Origin of the sequence: Novosphingobium sp. AP12, from assembly GCF_000281975.1 — a bacterium.
Lineage (GTDB): Bacteria > Pseudomonadota > Alphaproteobacteria > Sphingomonadales > Sphingomonadaceae > Novosphingobium.
Genome location: NZ_AKKE01000070.1, coordinates 1 through 17700, shown reverse-complemented (window position 1 = coordinate 17700; position 17700 = coordinate 1). Strand labels below are relative to the sequence as shown.

At 62.3% G+C, this 17700-nt stretch carries 16 protein-coding genes and 1 pseudogene; 8 read left to right on the top strand and 9 right to left on the bottom strand.

Annotated elements, in window-relative coordinates:
* Nucleotides 1–7 precede the first annotated feature (7 nt).
* Nucleotides 8–1342, bottom strand: coding sequence for an outer membrane beta-barrel protein (locus tag PMI02_RS26410; protein ID WP_007683137.1), 1335 nt, complete (start codon nucleotides 1340–1342; stop codon nucleotides 8–10).
* Between the two features lie 85 nt (nucleotides 1343–1427).
* A complete protein-coding gene (locus PMI02_RS12475; protein WP_007683135.1) occupies nucleotides 1428–2003 on the bottom strand; it encodes a polysaccharide biosynthesis/export family protein in 576 nt (191 codons plus the stop codon).
* A 689-nt stretch (nucleotides 2004–2692) separates the two neighbouring features.
* Here PMI02_RS12475 and PMI02_RS12470 point away from each other — a divergent pair.
* From PMI02_RS12470 to PMI02_RS12460, 3 genes are all read left to right on the top strand, one after another.
* On the top strand, nucleotides 2693–3514 hold the full coding sequence (locus PMI02_RS12470) for a class I mannose-6-phosphate isomerase (RefSeq protein ID WP_036503643.1): 822 nt from the start codon (nucleotides 2693–2695) through the stop codon (nucleotides 3512–3514).
* Between the two features lie 225 nt (nucleotides 3515–3739).
* On the top strand, nucleotides 3740–4894 hold the full coding sequence (locus PMI02_RS26405; protein ID WP_157222503.1) for a cell wall hydrolase: 1155 nt from the start codon (nucleotides 3740–3742) through the stop codon (nucleotides 4892–4894).
* A gap of 140 nt (nucleotides 4895–5034) precedes the next feature.
* Complete coding sequence (locus PMI02_RS12460) at nucleotides 5035–5862, top strand: hypothetical protein (RefSeq protein ID WP_007683130.1); 828 nt, start codon at nucleotides 5035–5037, stop codon at nucleotides 5860–5862.
* Nucleotides 5863–5959: 97 nt separating this feature from the next.
* On the opposite strand, the gene PMI02_RS12455 is transcribed toward PMI02_RS12460, so the two are convergent.
* From PMI02_RS12455 to otsB, 6 genes are all read right to left on the bottom strand, one after another.
* A complete protein-coding gene (locus PMI02_RS12455) occupies nucleotides 5960–7270 on the bottom strand; it encodes a sugar transferase (protein WP_007683129.1) in 1311 nt (436 codons plus the stop codon).
* A gap of 285 nt (nucleotides 7271–7555) precedes the next feature.
* The gene (locus PMI02_RS12450) at nucleotides 7556–8539 is read right to left on the bottom strand and encodes a class I SAM-dependent methyltransferase (RefSeq protein WP_007683128.1); all 984 of its coding nucleotides are present in this window, start codon (nucleotides 8537–8539) and stop codon (nucleotides 7556–7558) included.
* Between the two features lie 542 nt (nucleotides 8540–9081).
* On the bottom strand, nucleotides 9082–9345 hold the full coding sequence (locus PMI02_RS12445; protein ID WP_007683127.1) for a hypothetical protein: 264 nt from the start codon (nucleotides 9343–9345) through the stop codon (nucleotides 9082–9084).
* Nucleotides 9346–9551: 206 nt separating this feature from the next.
* Nucleotides 9552–10991, bottom strand: coding sequence for an alpha,alpha-trehalose-phosphate synthase (UDP-forming) (otsA, locus tag PMI02_RS12440; protein WP_007683126.1), 1440 nt, complete (start codon nucleotides 10989–10991; stop codon nucleotides 9552–9554).
* Between the two features lie 80 nt (nucleotides 10992–11071).
* Nucleotides 11072–12928, bottom strand: coding sequence for a glycoside hydrolase family 15 protein (locus PMI02_RS12435; RefSeq protein WP_007683124.1), 1857 nt, complete (start codon nucleotides 12926–12928; stop codon nucleotides 11072–11074).
* Entirely contained in the window at nucleotides 12925–13665 is a 741-nt protein-coding gene (gene otsB, locus PMI02_RS12430) for a trehalose-phosphatase (RefSeq protein WP_036503640.1), read from the bottom strand. Before otsB ends, PMI02_RS12435 begins: the two co-directional genes overlap by 4 nt.
* 433 nt (nucleotides 13666–14098) lie before the next feature.
* Here otsB and PMI02_RS12425 point away from each other — a divergent pair, with 433 nt between their 5' ends.
* From PMI02_RS12425 to PMI02_RS12405, 5 genes are all read left to right on the top strand, one after another.
* The gene (locus PMI02_RS12425) at nucleotides 14099–14848 is read left to right on the top strand and encodes an HAD-IIB family hydrolase (protein WP_007683121.1); all 750 of its coding nucleotides are present in this window, start codon (nucleotides 14099–14101) and stop codon (nucleotides 14846–14848) included.
* Between the two features lie 25 nt (nucleotides 14849–14873).
* Nucleotides 14874–15431, top strand: a complete 558-nt coding sequence (locus PMI02_RS12420) for a hypothetical protein (protein ID WP_007683120.1) — start codon at nucleotides 14874–14876, stop codon at nucleotides 15429–15431.
* Between the two features lie 87 nt (nucleotides 15432–15518).
* Nucleotides 15519–15977 carry a Dps family protein gene (locus PMI02_RS12415; RefSeq protein WP_007683118.1) on the top strand — a complete coding sequence of 153 codons (459 nt, stop codon included), beginning with the start codon at nucleotides 15519–15521 and terminating at the stop codon, nucleotides 15975–15977.
* A 38-nt stretch (nucleotides 15978–16015) separates the two neighbouring features.
* Nucleotides 16016–16633 (top strand): 6-phosphogluconolactonase, encoded by a 618-nt coding sequence (locus tag PMI02_RS12410; protein ID WP_007683117.1) that lies wholly within the window; start codon nucleotides 16016–16018, stop codon nucleotides 16631–16633.
* Between the two features lie 56 nt (nucleotides 16634–16689).
* Nucleotides 16690–17142 carry an NUDIX domain-containing protein gene (locus tag PMI02_RS12405; RefSeq protein ID WP_369751230.1) on the top strand — a complete coding sequence of 151 codons (453 nt, stop codon included), beginning with the start codon at nucleotides 16690–16692 and terminating at the stop codon, nucleotides 17140–17142.
* On the opposite strand, the pseudogene PMI02_RS12400 reads toward PMI02_RS12405, so the two are convergent.
* A pseudogene (locus PMI02_RS12400) lies at nucleotides 17139–17700 on the bottom strand (DNA polymerase IV); the annotation flags it as partial. The gene PMI02_RS12405 and the pseudogene PMI02_RS12400 sit on opposite strands and share 4 nt — an antisense overlap.

Genomic DNA, 17700 nt, shown 5'->3' with positions numbered 1-17700 from the left:
GTCGATTCTAAAGCTTGAATGTCGCTGCGACACCGCCAACCAGCTCATCAACATTACTGTTTGTGCTGACCGGCGTCGAGCGACGCGTTGAATAAGAAATGGCGCCACTCAGTTCAAATCGCCGCGAAGCGAGATAAGTGGCGCTAAAAAGCGCATTCTGGATGCGCGAGACCTGCTGTGAATTCAAATAACTTTGCCGCGCGACGTTGCCTTCAGCAGCCAACTTGAGATTTCGTAAGAGGGCATGGTCAAGCCTGAGTTTGACATAACTCATATTGAAGGCTGAGCTATCAATAAGCCTCGCATCAGCTAGGCGCCGACCGAAATCAATCGTGACGGTAGTCAGAGGCGATGGAAAGAATTCCAGTCGCGCTTCTGCTGATGGGCCACTTACAGATTTTAGTCCATTGCGATCGTAATCGCGCCAGGCATACCCTGCCGAAACCGTTGCTCGTCCGAGGCCGGCGATAGACAATATCCCACCTGCAATAACGCGAGTGCCGGATGATGAAGCATTCTGCGTTGTGGGAATTATGACGGAGTCGAACGAAAAGTCCGCATAAGTCGCCTGGGTGAACAGCGTCAAATCAGGAGTAAAGCTGTATTCAAACTGGCCAGTCAACCGTTTGGCATCATGGTTCAGATTTGACTGGTCGCGGGTGGTCCCGTCCGTCAGCAGCAGCTGGCCGTAACGAAAATTGAAATATTCCGCCGTAACTACACTACGAGCATGCCCAGATCTATAGGTAGCGCTCGCTGACAGTTGGTCTTGGCGGATCGTTACGACGGAGGCCGCGTCGAGTTGAACTTCGCCGGAGAAGCGATTGAGAGCAAGTTGACTTGCGCGCGCGATAAATTCGAGACGTAGCTCGCCGGTTACGTCAAGATCACTCGTTGCTGAAAGGTCCCAGACATCCTCATTGCGCCGCGATTGCCCCACGAAACGTTTGAAGGTTCCGCTTGCGTTGAGCACCAGAGCGTGACGCGACCAGTCCGATCGAGCGACCAGCTTCGGCGACAGAATTTCGATCGCGCTCGCTTTTGCATTGGCACCGCTGGAGTAGGTATTCGTTGTCACGCTTTGGCCGACGGTGACTTCGGGGAAAAGTACGAACGATTCAACGGGCACGCCCAACGCGGCCCATTCTCCATCACCTTGTTGACTGACTGAGTGTTCCAGATACGCGTCGTACCCTAATGGCAAGACGGGCGTGACAATGATCGACTCTGCGGCCTGGGCAGCCGCGGGCGGCGCGTAGAACGACGCAATTGTGCATCCGATGGCACCGGCAACGGCTAGTTTTGCTACTGGATGGCGAGCGACAGAGGTTCGATTGGTCACGGCCAGCCTACTTGATCGCGCGATGAGCGGCGCGAACACAGCAAACGATCCGAATGGAGGGCGCACAGACGTGGATAGGGGCGCGTCAGAAATAACGTTCGCCGACACGAATAGTGTCGCCCGGGTAGACCCGCAACATGGGTGTGACCTGGTAAGCCTCCTCATCAAGTCCATCCTCACTGCGGATGAAAACAATCTTTTTGTTGGCCCGGGGAGCATAGCCTTCTGCGGTCGCCATGGCGCTCTGGACCGTCATGCCCGGGCTGAAAGGATACTGGCCCGGTTTTCCAACTTCGCCGAGAATATAAATCGGGCGATATTTGCTGACCTGCATCGACACGCTCGGCTCGCGCAGGAAACCGGTTCCGTACAGCCGCACCGCTTCCGAGGTGAGCTCCGGCACAGATTTTCCGCGAGCCATCAGCTTTCCGATGAGGGGCAGCATGATCGACCCCTCAGGGCTCACGATATAATCGCCGGTTATCGTGCTCTCGCCATAAACTTGGACCTTGAGCTCATCGCCAACGCCCAGTTTGTACTCTTCCGTAGCGGAAATCGCCTGAAAGCGTGGGCCAGTGGTGATAAGGTCGGTGTTGCTCAGCGTGCTGCAAGCGGAAAGCGACAGCGCGACAATCGCCGCCAATTTACCTGAAAACTTCACTGGGCCCCCTTGGCGCATCCCGGTACGGGTTGTTGAATGGCACGGTTACGTATTGCTCGCAACCTCGTAGCGGGGATTTCGCAGATGCGAAAGGCCCGTATGCAAGACATCGCCTGCGGGTCTGGGTGTTAACCACGGGCTGCGATTTGACGGTTTTCAGTCCTCTGCCTGGGTAATTCAACTAAGGTGATAGGGCCAGGGTAAAAACCAGCAGATGGCAGCCGTCACAGGAACTCGTTCTGCCGTATAGATGAAAACAGAAATCATAAAATCATAGTTAATAGAATAAAATATGTTGTAGGCAATTCTATTGCTTAGCTAAAAATGCGCCCTCTGGTTTTAGCCCAGCTTAAAATATATTTACGATTAATGGCGATTTAATTGAAATTTTGCGAGGGAGTATTGTGTTTAATGAGTTTCGAACGAATAATGTAATGGATAATCGCTGCGGTTGGGTTTGACGCGGCTGATCCAGGCAAGTCTTGATGTCGCTGGTTTAGCGCCTGTAAGGGGCAGCAGTTCACTTACAACAACCTTGCTCCATTTCGCGAACGCAATACAGTCGGGCTCGCTGAGAGGAGACAAATTTTGAGTTTTGGACGAGATTTAGCGGCGAGGTTGCTGCAATGCAGCATGGCTTGGGAGTTGATTGTTGCAATGCCAAATCCCCGACAGACGAGCATTTGCAGATGAGCGCCTTGCTGCCGATCCGTGAGGTCGAGAAGCCGTGGGGCAAGGACAAGCTGCCTGCGCCTTTTTCCGCGGCGGAGGGCATGCGGATCGGTGAGATCTGGTTCGAGCCTCCCGCCGCGTTGCCCGAGCTCCTGGTCAAGTACATCTTCACCAGCGAAGCCCTGTCCGTACAGGTCCACCCTACCGACGCGCAGACGATCGCCAAGGGGCTTGGCCGCCAAGGCAAGGAAGAATGCTGGCTGATTGTCGCGGCCGAACCCGGCGGCAAGCTGGGCATTGGCTTCAACGCGGATATTTCGGACGAGGCGATGCGCGCTGCCGCGCTTGACGGCTCGATCGAGGAGCTGATGACCTGGCACGACGTTTCCCCGGGCGACTTCTTCTACATCCCGGGCAACACTGTCCATGCCATAGGCGCGGGGGTCAGCCTGATTGAGGTGCAGCAGAACAGCGACATCACCTACCGTCTCTACGACTACGGCCGCCCGCGGGAGCTGCATCTGGAGGACGGCGTGGCCGTGGCCAAGGGCGAGCCTTATCGGCTGGAGCGCTGGTCGAAGCATGTCCCCGCGCACGGCTCGCAACTGCTGGTGGACGGCCCGTTGTTCGTCCTCGAGCAGGTGGCTGGCGCCCCGACCGCCGAGATCGCAAGCCGTTACCCGGCCGCGTTGCTGGTCATTCCGCGCGAGGGTGAGGTTCAGATCGGCGGCGAAACCATCGCGCCGGGCGGCTGCGGGCTCGCCGGCAGCCTCGCCGACATCCGGTTCGCGGATAACGGCGTCTGCCTGCTTGCAAGGCCCTGTGCGCGGATTGTCTAGCGGGGCCAGCAGCGCAGCATGCGCAGTCGGCCTTCGCAGATTCGAGCTATGTTAGTGGAGACGCAGCGTTGCGGTCTGAACGCTCAACTGACCCGTTCAGCGTGTCCCAGCCCAAATGAGATTGACTCCGGTCTCGGATTCGACACTGTCGCCGCGATGCAGCAAAGGCTAGTCACTCTGAACTCGCGCGCTCGAGCGGGCGTCAGGGCCATAGGCGATATTCGCGTGGCAACGGTCGCGCGGCTGTTGCTCTTGCTCGTTCCCGTCCTGCTGGGCAGCGCGATCGCGCGCACTGACCGAACTCAATCGGCCGACCTGAAGCATCAAGGCCGGTTCACGGATGTGCCTGGCCCCGCCGGATTTCTCGGCGTCCCCCCTAAACCCGAGCCATTGACCTTTGAAACGCTTGCTCCAAGCGATGCACGGCTGGCTAACCTGCGAACTCCTTTTGCTCCGGGTGTTGGAGCCGCCGCGCCCGCATTCTTTTTTGGCGGCTCTGTCGTAAGCAGGATGCGGGCCGTCGACTGCCTTGCGAGCGCGATGTGGTATGAAGCGGGGAATGGTGATCTGGGCCAGCGCGCCGTCGCACAGGTAGTGCTCAATCGCGTGCGCCATCCCGCATTTCCGAGCACGGTGTGCGGGGTCGTCTTCCAGGGGGCTGAGAGAAAGACCGGCTGCCAGTTCACGTTCACGTGCGACGGGGCCTTGCATAGACGGCCATCGCCGCGCGATCTCGCTCTTGCTCGCATGCGCGCAGAGGTCATGCTGAATGGCGGAGTCGTTCCGCAAGTCGGTCTTGCAACGCACTACCACACGGACTGGGTTCATCCGGTTTGGAGCAGTGCCATGGACAAGCTGACGAGCGTCGATACCCACCTGTTCTTCCGCTGGGCTGGCGCCTGGGGCAAACCTGCGGCCTTCCGGCAGCATTACAGCCAGAACGAGCCGGCCATTGGTTTGCTTGCCGTGATTTCCGAGGCTCACAATTCGCTGACTGATCCCGAGACCCTTCTGCCACGCGCGATCGAGGACAGCGCTCTTGAAGCCGGTGGTGCTCCGGATGCGGTGCCTGCACCGCCAGCCGGCGCGGCCGGGCAGGGGCAGCCGCGTCCCGGCCAACCCATCACGATTTGGATGATGCCGGGTGGAGACGGGGGGCGGCAGTCATACCAGGCGCTTGGCCGCTGTACGGGTCAGATCGCATGCAAAGTATTCGGTTATGTTGATGGCCGACCGGACAAGCTGGCGTTCCTTTACGTCCGCGACCGCCGCGCCGGATGGACCGAGATCATGCTATGGGATTGCACCGTCTTCCCGCGAGCGAAAAGCGGCGAATGCCTTTCCGCCGCAAGTCAGAAGTCGATCGATTACGCGATTTAGGAAGCATCGGGACCGAGTGCCAGCTGCTTTACGACAGCGGCTCGCGGAAGTTGATCACTGAACGGCTTGCCTACCAAGGCTTTTTTCCGTCGGCGCCTCGCATGCAGTCCGGGCGAACCGCACGAGCGTGGAGGAATCTGATGACCGTCCTTACCCGATCCGCCGTCAGGCTTGGAATGCTTGTTGGTCTCCAGCTTGTCGTTTGTGCGGCGCCGGTCAAAGCTCGCGCGGACCAGACGGATGCCTCAGATAGCCGAATTAAACTTGGCGACCGCGAATTTTATTCTAAGGGCCGTTACGTCGCTTTTGCGGCGCCCTGGTGCGCAGATGGGAAGAAGGACCTCGTCGTCGGCAGGGACATTTCGGGCGCCATCGTCTTGGATTCAGGCCGTTTTCCTGCGCAGACCTCTATCGTCTCGCGGGCGCCGGACGTAAGCCCTAACGTGCACGGATGCGGTGTCTACGCCTACAACCACATTGCATTCGGGAATTATAACGGCGGCATCCCGAAGACAGCCGTTGCACCCGTGCAAATCTCTTCAATTCGCAGGCTTACGGCGTCGTTCTCGCTCCACCACCATGGGCAGGGCGAGTATAACGTTCTTCAGGAATTTTTCCTGCGATCGTCGATATCTCCGCCGGGACGGCAAGTGGCAGAGCTCGGTTTTTTCCAACATGCATCGGCTTCCGCCATCACATTTGCCAAATCCGGCAAACGGTACGCTGACTATAGGGATTCCGAAGGAAGGGTTTGGCACCTCTACCGCAAAGTGCGTTACTTCATGTTCTTTCCGGCCAAGGGCGATCTTTCGTCTGGCCGCATGGACATGCACCATGTGCTGGAAGAGATGGTGCGCCGTCGCCTTCTCAAGGGCACCGAGTGGTTCACCGGCATGGCGATCGGCGTGGAACCGGTTACCGGCGAGAGCTCGCTTGCAGTGCACCAGTGGGACATCTCCCTAGATTAGCTGGACCGCGTCATCGCCTTGCCGGCCGGTCGGTCGTTCAAGTCGGTCACCCAAGAGCATGCCGGCATCCGGCCCGCTGCGCTTTAGGCATGGGCTGTCAGAACGCCTTCTCGTGCACGAGGACTCGCAGGGTCAGAAATATGATCTGAATGTCCCGCATGATGGTCCAGCCTTCGAGGTACTCGAGATCTGCTTGCAGGCGGTCAATGAGATCAGACTCATGATCAGTTGCGCCGCGAAAACCGCGGACCTGTGCCAGGCCGGACAGGCCGGGCTTCAGCGAATGGCGCTGCCAATACCGCTGGTCCACCTCCCAGAACAGCTTGTCGCCGGCAAGCGAGCCAGTTGCATGCGGACGCGGTCCCACGAGGCTCATGTCGCCGAGCAGAACGTTGAACAGCTGCGGAAGCTCGTCAATGCTGGTCCGGCGGATAAACCGGCCAACAGGAGTGATACGCTTGTCATCGCGCGCTGCCGAGACATTGCCATGAGCGTCGCCGAGGGAGTGGGTCATCGAGCGGAACTTGTACATGCTGAAGAACCGGTTGCCTCGGCCCATGCGGCGCTGGATGAAGAAGACCGGTCCGCGGTCCTGAAGTTTCACCGCCAAAGTAACCGCGATCAGCAGGGGCGAAAGGGCAAGAATGGCGCTGCCCGCGAACGCGACGTCGAACGCACGTTTTATCGCTCGTTCGCGGGTTCCCAGAGGGCCGGCCGATACCAGCAGAAGACCATGGTTCTCTGCTACGCGCGCTCCCTTGGCGCCGAAGCGGGCCACGTCGTCAGCAAGGACCTCTCCATCAACATTGGCGCCCTTGAGCATCATCGCCCAGGCCGCGCGCCGGCTGGGAGGACAACTGATAACAACCCGGTCGATGTTGCGCAGCGCCAGGCCGAACCGGTCAAGCGCTGCAGGATTGCTGAGGTCCGGACTTAGGCCCATTCCTGAGGCGGACACGCGGAAAGCGCCATCGAAGGTCAGCTGCGGGCCACCGTCGTCGATGATCAACTCGTTGATCACGTGGGAGCCGCAGTTCCAGAAGACAAACTTTCGCAATTGCAGGCGGATCAAGACAATCAGGAATGCCGCGCAGACCGCGCCGCCGCTGAGCATTCCTGGAGAAAGTTCTATACGCGGGCGGATCAGGAATTGCGCGAAAACCGACGTGATGATCGCGATCAACAAGGCGATCACCGCGCGGCCAATGCCGCTCCAGGCCTCCTGCAGGGTGGCGATCGTGTAAGACCCGTTGTGCAGCGCTAGAACGAGGAAAATCGCTAGCACCGGCGCCACATCATCCAGAGCCGCGCTTATGCCGGTGACCGCTGAAATGAGATGCCCGGCCAGAGCGAACCCGGCGAGGATCGCGACCAGATCGGCAGTGAGTAGCACCAGGTAGCATTGCATCCGCCTGCGCTGGCGCGAGCGGGCGATTGGAAGTCCGCCGTCCGCGATGGTCCGATCGCCGGCTTGGTGTTCAAGTGCGCGCGCTATTCGCGGAAGTTCCATCGTCAAAGGAGCGTCGCCATTGTCAATCCGGAGAATTCTGGAGGTATAAACACCCTCGTCGATCGGGTAGGCCCTTTCTATGACAAAATACCTACTTTTGGCAACTTCGGGATAACCTTTTGAGGCCTCAGGCGTTTCCGGCGAAATTTTTGGAGGTGAGGGCGATTAGGGGGTAAGGCGCGGTCAACGCCGAAGCGGCCGGCTCTTCGCCTGAAAGCGCGGCTGCTCCGCGTAGTAATCAACAAGATGGGACTCGGTGAAGCTTTGTCCGGTCTTGCGGGCGTAAAGGAACGTTCCTCCAGCGCCATCGATGGCTCGCCTGTTGTCGCAGAAGCGATCCAGCAGACGTAGTGCGGAGAAGGGGAATGCGGCAATCTGCCCGAGCCGGGTGCTGCGCAACAGCGACTGGAGCAAGTAGCGAAGGGCCACCGCTGCGACGGTTCCTGGTCCGGACGAGGAGCCTGCGGCAATCAATTCGAAGTTGCGGAACAGCCAGCGATGGGCGCTCGCGCTGAACCGCTGGAAATCGAATGCTTCTTCGCAGACCGGCCAGAGGAAAGAGGTGTCGGCAAAAACCAACCCGTCAGATCTCAGGACCCGGTGTAATTCGGCAACGACCGCTTCGGGCTTCGTGACATGCTCCAGTACGGACTGGATCCATACTGCATCGATGCTCTCATCGCGAAGCGGCAGGTGGTGAGCATCGCCGATGATATTGACATGAGGCGACAGGTAAACGTCCAGAGCAATGATTCTTACCTTCTGCGAACTATAGAGGGCTTGTGATCCGCTGCCGATCTGCCCCCCGCCAATGACAAGCAGGGTCGGCGTGTGCGTTTCGCATTGCTCAAGGCGCGCCACGATATCCTCAGCGAAATGAGGCGCAAATCGATTGCCGCCGTCGACGACACGTTGGAGCAACTCTTTCCAGGGGCGTCGCTCGATGACGCTCTCGCCGCTGCTTTCGAGCAGCGCCTCGCGGTCCACCACGCTCCGCTGGAAATCCACCAGCAGATCACAGCCCTCGACGCCGGGAAACTCGGCGTTCCCTATGGAGCAGGTCTGAGACGTGCAGCGCAGATTGCCGCGAGCACTGCGGTCAAGCGGTTCCTTGCAACGCGGGCAAACAAGCAAATCGTCAAATGATCGGAGCTGCGCCAGCGGCATGTTCAATCCGTTCTTGCAGTGGTTGGATCGATGGAGCGTAAGGCGTGACATCGCCCCTGCTCGCGGGCGCGCGCCCCAAGATTGTCCGGGCTTGTCGCCGGGACAAGATCCGCAAGTGGTGTCTGCCTTGCCGCGGCGTGCTCAAGAAAAATGCATCCACGGCAAACAGAGTAGGCGGGATGGATGCCAGCATGCGCTTGGCATGAGCGCGACCGCTCGGCTGCTGCGCGATCTCGGCGGTTGTGTGGCGACGCGCTTCCAGCGCTGGCCAAAACGTTTCAAACAAGTTCGCGAATGCCCCTGCCGTTTCGCATCAGCCGAAAATCAACGGGCTGTCCGCATCACAGGGTAGGTGGTTAAGATTTCTGCAATATCTGCAGCGCCGTGTCGAATTGTTGCTCTTGATCGTTCCGGCGCGCGGATTGCGATCTCGCACGGGAGACGGTCGAGGACCCGGCATCGTGGTGCCCGCCCCCCGCTGCTCTTAAGACCGCGGAAGCCGGGCATCGGCGGCCAGTCCGTTTCTTCAGACGCTTGATGCGTCAGGCGTTGAAATGCTGGAGGATGCGACCGTCGAGCGGCTCCTTGAAGCGCACCGCGACGCGGCGGGCGCTCGGCTCGATCGGGGTCTGGGTGATGGTCGCCGCGAACGGGCCGACCGCACCGATCCACAGCGCGACATCACTGTCGAACATGCCCGTCGGCGTGTCGATCTCGAGGTCGCAACCTTCGTTCGCGAGCGCCCAGATCCGCACAGTAGCTGTATCGCGGGCGCTTACGCACTCGCCATAGAGAATTGCCGTCATTTTCTCTCAGCCGTCCGGTTGCCCGGCGTCCTCTTGTTATCTTTCGGTCGGCCGTGTTCGGACTCGCCGCGCCAGCCGGCGAGACTCTGCCCCGCACCCACTCCATAATCGTCGTAGAGGTCAGAACGGTTGCAGGCGAGCATCAAAATTATGATGATTGTTGTTAGGACCGCGATAACCAGAGGGTCGACGAAAGGAGGGTGCGCTCAGGCGGCCTCTTCACGCGACAGGCCGCTGCTGCCTCCATCCTTGCCACCGTCCTTCGCCTTGTCCTTGCCGATCAGCGCCTGGACGAACTGCTCGCGCCAATGGATCACATCCTCGTCGCGAACGGAAGCGAGCAGCTTGGCGTGCCGCCGCTTACGCTCGGGCAGAGGCATTTCCAGCGCGCGTTTGATGGTCTCGGCGACGTGCTCTACAGAATGCGGATTGACCAGCAGCGCGTCCTTGAGCTGCAGCGCAGCGCCCGCGAACTGCGAGAGGATCAGCACCCCGGGGTCCTCGGGATCCTGCGCGGCGACGTACTCCTTGGCGACGAGGTTCATGCCGTCGCGAAGGGGCGTAACGAGGCCAATGTCGGCAGCGCGGTAGTAGCCCGCCAGCATGGCGCGGTCGTAGCCGCGGTTGACGTAGCGGATCGGCACGAAGTTCACGTCGGCATGGGCGCCGTTGATGTGGCCGGTCTTGCGCTCGAGATCCTCGCGGATTTGCTGGTAGCTGGCGACGTCGCCCCGGCTTGGCGGTGCGATCTGAAGGAGCACCGCGTCGCCGGCCTGCGCGGGATAATCGGACAGGAAGCGGGCGAAGCCCTCGAACCGCTCGCCCAGGCCCTTGGAATAGTCGAGCCGGTCCACGCCGATGAGGATCTTGCGGCCGCGCACGCTGGACTTGAGCGCCTTGTAGGCGTCTTGGGCCTCCTGGCTGCCGGCGGCTTCGGTGAACTCGGCATAGTCGATACCGATCGGGAAGGCGCGGGCGACGACCTTGCGACCCTTGTAGTCGATCGAATTGTCGAGGTTGACCTTCAGGCCCATTTCCTTCTGCACATAATGCAGGAAGCTCTCCAGCCACTCGACGGTCTGGAAGCCGAGCACGTCGTATTCCAGCATCGAGGCGACAAGCCGCTCGTGGAATGGCAGCGAGGCGAGCAGGCGGGTCGGCGGCCAGGGCGTGTGCAGGAACAAGCCCATGCGGTTCTTCACCCCCTTGCCGCGAAGGATCGAGCCGAGCGGCAGCAGATGGTAGTCGTGGACCCAGACGAGGTCGTCGGGTTCGATCAGCGGCAGCACCGAATCGGCGAAACGCTCGTTCACGCGCTCGTAGCCCTCGCCGAAGTTACGGTCGTATTCGGTGAGATCGATGCGGTAGTGGAACAGCGGCCAAAGCGTGCGGTTGGCATAGCCGTTGTAGTATTCGTCGATGTCCTGCGGCTCGAGGTCGATGGTTGCGGTGGTGACGTCGTCGTTGCGCTGCATGTCGAGGTGGCCGGTGAACTCGGCGGTTTCCTGGCCCGACCAGCCGAACCAGATGCCCCGGTGTTCGCGCAGCGCCGAATTGAGCGCTACCGCGAGCCCACCTTGCGCGCCCGCGGCGCCGGCCGCCTTGGGAACGCTGACCCGGTTGGAGATGACGATCAGACGGCTCATGTTACTTCCTCGGTCGCGCCTGGACGGCGCATGATGTTCAGACGCCGCGACCGGCGCAGGGATGGGGGACTATGGCGCCGTCAGCGCCAGTCCCGCCAGGACCGGGACAGCTGCCCGGCGCAATTGATGATGCCAACCAGCGAGTAGGTCTGCGGGAAGTTGCCCCACAGCTCGCCGGTCTCAAAATCCATGTCCTCGGATAGCAGGCCCGATCTAGTGCGGTGGGCGAGCATGGCCTCGAAGATGCGGCGCGCTTCCTCGTCCTCGCCGCTGCGGTGCAGCGCCTCGATCAGCCAGAAGGTGCAGATGTTGAAGGCGGTTTCGGGCAGGCCGAAATCGTCCTCGTTGTCGTAGCGCAACATGTGTTCGCCGCGCCTGAGCGCTTTTTGCACTGCCTTTAGCGTGGCCTTGAACTTGGGATCGTCGGCGGGAAGATAGCGCAGTTCCACCATCTGCAGCAGGCTGGCGTCGAGTTGGCCGCTGCCGAAGCTGGCGGCGTAGTGGCCGCCCGCGTCGTGCCCCTCGATCGCATGCCACGCGCCTTCGTCGATGTTGGCGCGCACAGTCGTCGCCCGCTCTCGCCACAGCGCGGCTCGGTCGTGGAGGCCAAGGTGCTCGGCGGCGTTGGCGAGACGGTCGCAGGCGGCCCAGCTCATCACGCTAGAATAGGTATGGACCGCCGTGCGAGTGCGCAGCTCCCACAACCCCGCGTCGGGCTGGTCGTGGGTCTTCCACGCCATCTCGCCGACTTTCTCTAGCTCGCGGAAGTCGTCCTCGGTGGCGATACGCAGCAGGCGCTGGTCCCAGAACGCCTGGATCGAGGGCAGGACGATCTGACCGTAGCAGTCGTTCTGAATTTGGTAGTAGGCGGCGTTGCCGATGCGCACCGGGCCGGTGTCACGATAGCCGGGGAGGTCGGGCGCTTCCCATTCGATGATTTCCTTCGCCCCGCTCACCGCATAGAGCGGCTGGATCACGCCGCCTGGCGCGTCAGCGACGATGTTGCGCAGGTAGCCGAGGTACTTCTCCAGCACGTCGAGAGCGCCGAGGTGGTTGAGCGCCTGCACCGTGTAGTAGGCGTCGCGAATCCAGCAGTAGCGATAGTCCCAGTTGCGCATCGAGCCCGGCGCCTCGGGAATCGATGTGGTGAGCGCGGCGACGATCGCGCCGGTTTCTTCGTGCTGACACAGCTTAAGCGTGATCGCGGCGCGGATTACCGCATCCTGCCAGTCGAGCGGGGTGGCGAGCCCGCGCACCCACTGGCGCCAGTAGTTGCCGGTCATCTGGAGCATGGTCTCGACGTCGTGCTCAACATCGCCTGCGAAGGGCTCGTCGGGGCCGAGGAAGAAGTGCATCGCCTTTTCCAGCCGAAACCAGCGCTCGTCGAGCACGTAGCCGACCGGCGCATCGGTCGTCAGGCGCATGGCGTTGCGCTCGACCAGGTAGCGGATATGGTTCGAGCCCTGCGTGATCGGGGCGAGCTTTGCCCCGTAGCCGCTCATCGGGGTGAGGATCGTGCGGATGCGCGGCGCGCCTGACACTGGCCGGACGATGCGCGCAAAGGCGACCGGGCGGTACATCCGACCCGATCGTTCGAAACGCGGCGCAAAGTCGAACACGTCCACCGCGCCACCGTTCGAGTCCTCAAGCCGGGTGACGAGGATCGGGGTGTTACGCAAGTAGCGCTGGCTGACGGAGACCTGGTTCTCCAGTTCGAAGCGCCAGGTGCCCGCGTCCTGCCCCTTGTTGCCGCGTAGGAGCGCGCAAAATGTCGGGTCGCCATCGACGCGCGGCACGCAGCCCCAGACGATCGCGCCCGCCTCGTCGATCAGCCCGCTGACCTGGCAGTTGCCGATCGGCCATAGCTCGAGCGTGCTCAGGGGCGTGGCGGTTTCCGCGGCGTTGGCGCCGAGCGTGCCGGCTTCGGGTACGTTCATGGGCGTGTGGTTCCTTCGAGCCCGGCTTTCAGCCATGCGTGGACGGCGGCGACTCCGGGCAGGCGCGTCGCGGCGGCGGTGGGGCGCATCGGGCCGACCAGCACGCCCTGTCCGCCAAGACGGCGCATGGCGTGGAAGGCGTCCTCGTCGGTCACGTCGTCGCCGAGGAACAGCGGCGTTTTGCCCGCAAATTCGGGAAGGGCCATGAATCGGGCAGCGGCAGTGCCCTTGTCGGAGCCCGGCATGGCCAGTTCGATGACCTGCTTGCCATGCTTCATTGACAGCCCGGCGGCCGAGGCAAGGCTCTGCGCGCAGGTCAGCAAGCCCTCCAGCGCATCGGGATGATGGCGGTAGTGGACCGCGACGCTGAACGGCTTGGGCTCGACCAGCAACCCGCCGTTGGCCGTTGCAAAGTCTTCCAGAACAGAGACGATTTCGGGCGGCAACGGCTCGGCGAGCGGTTCTATGTCCGCGGCGGGGGAGCGGCGAAATTCGCCCCCGTGCGATCCGGCGACCGCGACCTCGACCGGACCCAGCAGCAATTCCAGTGCGGCAATCGAGCGGCCGGTGACGATGGCGAATCGGCCGTCCAGCCGGCGCGCGAGGTCAGCGAGAAGCTGTGAAAGGCCGGGCGCTACGATGACATCGTCAGGATGGTCGGCGATCTCCACCAGAGTGCCGTCGAAATCGAGGAAGACCGCGGAGGCGTCAGGGTCAAGCGGTTGTGGTGGAGACAAGTCAAAAGGCAACGAATCGCCTGTCTCCCGCTCGGGCGCAGTGGATGAAAGCGTGGCGTCTAAGTCGTTCATCGTCGTTCGGTCTCGCCCCCGGAATGCATGAGACTGCGCTGGACTGCGGCGCGAAACAGGGCACACGCACGGCCGGGCGACGCAAATTGCCACTCGCCCTGAAAGGACCCAACGATCGGAGCGCAGGGATGTTCCCTTTCCTGGCGCCGCAGTGCAACATGTTCGCCATCAATCAGTGGCATCACTCGGGCCAACGACCCCATAAGAGGTTTGTTGACCCGAACTTTTTGCATGTGCGAATAAAATCGCAACCATCACGGTGTCGGACGCCTTTGGCACTTGCCTGATCGTCTGGCACACGCTTTGGATGCAACCGGTGTGCCGTTAGCGGCGCAGGCAGAACAAGCGCGAAAGGCATGGAATGAAAAAAATCGTGGCGTTCGACCTCGACGGAACCCTGGCGCTGAGCAAGCAGCCGCTGACTGATGAGATGGCGGACCTTTTCGCGCAGCTCCTCACCGTCGCCCAGGTCGCGGTGATCTCGGGCGGGGACTGGCCGCAGTTCGAAAAGCAGGTCGCCAGCCGGCTGCCCGCCCACGCCGACGTCTCACGTCTGTGGATGATGCCGACCAGCGGCGCCAAGCTCTACCGCCACCGCGAGGGCGCGTGGCAGCCGATCTACGCCGAACTCTTCACCGAGGATCAGAAACGTGAAATCCTCGAAGCCTTCGACGCCTCGCTGGCGGCGACCGGCTTCACGCCCGAGGAAGTCTGGGGCGAACGGATCGAGGATCGCGGCAGCCAGATCACCTTCTCCGCGCTCGGCCAGCAGGCCCCGCTCGAAGCGAAGGAAGTGTGGGACCCGGACTTCGCCAAGCGCAAGGTGATCCAGGCCGACCTCGTCAAGCGCCTGCCCGGCGTCTCGATTAACCTGGGCGGCGCCACCTCGGTCGACGTGACCCAGCCGGGCGTCGATAAGGCTTGGGGCCTCAGGCGCCTGGCCGAACACAGCGGTGTCGCCGAGGCCGACATCCTGTTCATCGGCGACGCCATCTTCCCCGGCGGCAACGACTATCCCGCTAAGGCCATGGGCCTCGACACCGTCTGCGTGCGCGATCCGGCCGACACCGCCAACGTCATTACCGCCATCGTCGCCTGTCAGAAGGGGTGAGGGCCGGACGCGGCGGCCGAGCTGAATGCCCGCGTTCTATCTCACCCTGATCGCAGTCCTGCTCGCCGGTCTCGGCGCGCGGGACCAGGTGACGGTCGCTGGACTGGCGGCGCGGCAAGGGCGGCGGCCGGCGGTGCTGATCGTCGCTGTCGTCGCTTCCGTGTTCACGGCGCTCATCGCGGCATACGCGGCGCGTTTTATGCTGGCGCAGCTGCCGCCGCCTGCGCGCACGATCTTCGCCGCCATCGCGTTGGGGCTCGCGGGGCTGGAATCGATGGTCCTGTCGCCACGAAAGACACCCCGCGAGCCTACCAACTCTCTCGGCGCGCTGGCGCTGGTGCTGGTGGCCCACCAGATCGTCGACGCGGCGCGCTTCGTCATCTTCGGCATGGGCGTGGGCTTTGCTGCCCCGTGGTATGCCGGCGCGGCGGGTGCCGCGGGCGGAGCCGTCCTGGTCGCCTTCGCCTGGGCGCGGCCCGACCTCCTGGCACTGCCCGCCGCACGCTGGACCCGGCGCGCCGCCGGACTTTTGCTTCTGCTCACGGCGACGGCGATGTTCCTTTCGGAATTCGGTATTCTCTGATCGACAATTGCGATCGAACCGGGGCTTTGCATTCGCGTTCCTGGTCCGTATTCGTGTTCACAACACACCGCAGAAGAGGGAATCGACATGACTTCCAAGGACAACTCGAAGGCCGCTCTGATCGACAGCCTCAACGGGCTGCTCGCCGACACCTTCGCGCTCTACGTGAAGACCAAGAACTTCCACTGGCATGTCCGCGGCCCGCAGTTCCACGACCTGCACCTGCTGTTCGACGCGCAGGCGACCGAGGTCTTCGGCCTGACCGACCTTATCGCCGAGCGCGTGCGCAAGCTGGGCGGCACCACGCTGACTTCGATCGGCGCGATCGCCGCCAAGACCTCGATTAAGGACGAGGACGACACGAAGCTCGACGCGATGGCCATGGTCAAGGCGCTGTTCGAAGACAACTCGGCCTACGTCGAGACGCTGAAGGCGACCAAGGAACTCGCCGGTGAAGCGGGCGACAACGCCACCGACGGCATCATCGACGACTGGACCGACCAGGCCGAACAGCGCGCGTGGTTCCTGCGCGAAATCATCGCGTAAGAGTTCCGGAAAGGGCGGGGGAGTGATAGGTCTCCCCCATGCCTGATATCAAACTGATCGAGGACGCCGACGACGGCGCCATAACCACGTGGCTCGCTGAGCACCTTCGCGCTGCCCTTGCAGTTTCGGCTGAGATCGCCGTCTCCGTGCCCGGCGGATCAACCCCGTTTCCCATCTTCGACAGGTTGGCCCGGGTCAATTTGCCGTGGCAGCGCATCAGTGTCTGGCCGGGAGACGACCGCATCGTGCCCGAAGATCATCCCGCCAGTAATGTCGGGAAAATTCGCGCTCGACTTGAACCGGCCGGAGCCCGGATCGTCCCATTGACGCGTGACGCGCAGCCGCCTCATTTTGCGATCGCCTGGCTGGGCATGGGTGCAGATGGTCACGTGGCGTCGCTATTCCCCAACACGGATCCGCGCGCGGACGATAGGCTCGCCGTTCGCCAGTTGACCCCTGACCCGCTGCCCCCCGAGGCACCCTTCGACCGGCTTACGCTCACTATTCCATCATTGGTCGACAGCGACGAAATGGTCTTTGTGATTCGCGGCGCCGACAAGCGCACAGTGTTCGAAGCCGCGATGAAAGGTGAGCGCGATCTGCCAATCACCCGCTTGCTTAAGGCGGCCCGCCACAAGGTCACCTGCTTCTGCTAAACCTGCTTCCGGCGCCGTTTCACAGGTCCCTCTACCGGCTGGCGCACCTTCTCCGGGTGCAGCTATGGCGCGTATGGCGTCCTCCTCACGGAAGTGTGCGCGTGTTGGCGCTCGACCGGGCTGGCCGTCTTTTGCTGGTGCGGCATTCCTATGGGCCGCCGGTCTGGATGCCCCCTGGTGGAGGACTTCGCCGTAGCGAGGACCCTGTGGTCGCCGGCATGCGCGAGCTGCGCGAAGAAACGGGCTGCATCCTGCTTCAGGCACGCCTGCTCGCGTTGCGGCCACAGGACTTGCATGGCTCGAACGATGCGGTCCGCACCGTCGCCGGGCAGGTGGACGGCGGAGCAGTGCCCGACGGACGAGAGATCGTCGCAGCCCAATTCTTTCCGCTCGACGCGCTCCCCGAGGAGGTTCTGCGCAGCCACCGCTCGGCGCTGCCGCTTTGGGTGGACAGTTACTGGTCGGCGATCGGCGCAGGCTCGCAAGGAGCATCGAAGCAAGAGAGCTAAAGCAGCGAGAGTTGCCGTTCGCCAGGCAGCCGCGATAGCTCCTGCTCTTCCCGCTCCAGCCCTGAGAGAGTAAGCCCCATCAACCGGATAGGCTGGGGCAGTGGCAGGTGATCGTCCAGCAGTGCATGGCCGATGGCTGAAAATTCGCCCTTGTCAGCTACAGATCGGGAGAGCGAGCGCGCGCGCGTGAGGGTCTGGAAGTCGGCGTAGCGCAGCTTCATCGTGACTGTCCGGCCGCGGGCCTGCGCACGCTCGATGCGCTCCCAGACGACGTCAACGATGTGGTCCATCGTCTCGCGCAGCGCCTGCGGGTCCTCGATGTTCTCGAAGAAAGTACGCTCGCCGCCTACCGACTTGCGCTGCCGGTCGGCGCGCACTTGCCGCAGGTCGACGCCTCGCGCGGCGCGGAACAGGTACTCCGCCAAGCTGCCGAAGTTAGCGCGCAGGAAGGCGAGGTCCCGGGCCGCGAGGTCCGCCCCAGTCTCGATGCCGAGCCGTGCCATCTTCTCTGCGCCGCGCGGGCCGACGCCGTGGAAGCGGCGCACCGGCAGCCCCGCC

Coding starts and splice junctions, on each gene's coding strand:
- PMI02_RS12450 (WP_007683128.1), bottom strand. CDS start 8,539: ATGCCGCTGGCGCAGCTCCGATCATTTGACGATTTGCTTGTTTGCCCG.
- PMI02_RS12460 (WP_007683130.1), top strand. CDS start 5,035: ATGACCGTCCTTACCCGATCCGCCGTCAGGCTTGGAATGCTTGTTGGT.
- PMI02_RS12470 (WP_036503643.1), top strand. CDS start 2,693: ATGAGCGCCTTGCTGCCGATCCGTGAGGTCGAGAAGCCGTGGGGCAAG.
- PMI02_RS12435 (WP_007683124.1), bottom strand. CDS start 12,928: ATGAACGTACCCGAAGCCGGCACGCTCGGCGCCAACGCCGCGGAAACC.
- PMI02_RS12445 (WP_007683127.1), bottom strand. CDS start 9,345: ATGACGGCAATTCTCTATGGCGAGTGCGTAAGCGCCCGCGATACAGCT.
- PMI02_RS12415 (WP_007683118.1), top strand. CDS start 15,519: ATGACTTCCAAGGACAACTCGAAGGCCGCTCTGATCGACAGCCTCAAC.
- PMI02_RS12410 (WP_007683117.1), top strand. CDS start 16,016: ATGCCTGATATCAAACTGATCGAGGACGCCGACGACGGCGCCATAACC.
- PMI02_RS12425 (WP_007683121.1), top strand. CDS start 14,099: ATGAAAAAAATCGTGGCGTTCGACCTCGACGGAACCCTGGCGCTGAGC.
- PMI02_RS12420 (WP_007683120.1), top strand. CDS start 14,874: ATGCCCGCGTTCTATCTCACCCTGATCGCAGTCCTGCTCGCCGGTCTC.
- otsA (WP_007683126.1), bottom strand. CDS start 10,991: ATGAGCCGTCTGATCGTCATCTCCAACCGGGTCAGCGTTCCCAAGGCG.
- PMI02_RS12455 (WP_007683129.1), bottom strand. CDS start 7,270: ATGCAATGCTACCTGGTGCTACTCACTGCCGATCTGGTCGCGATCCTC.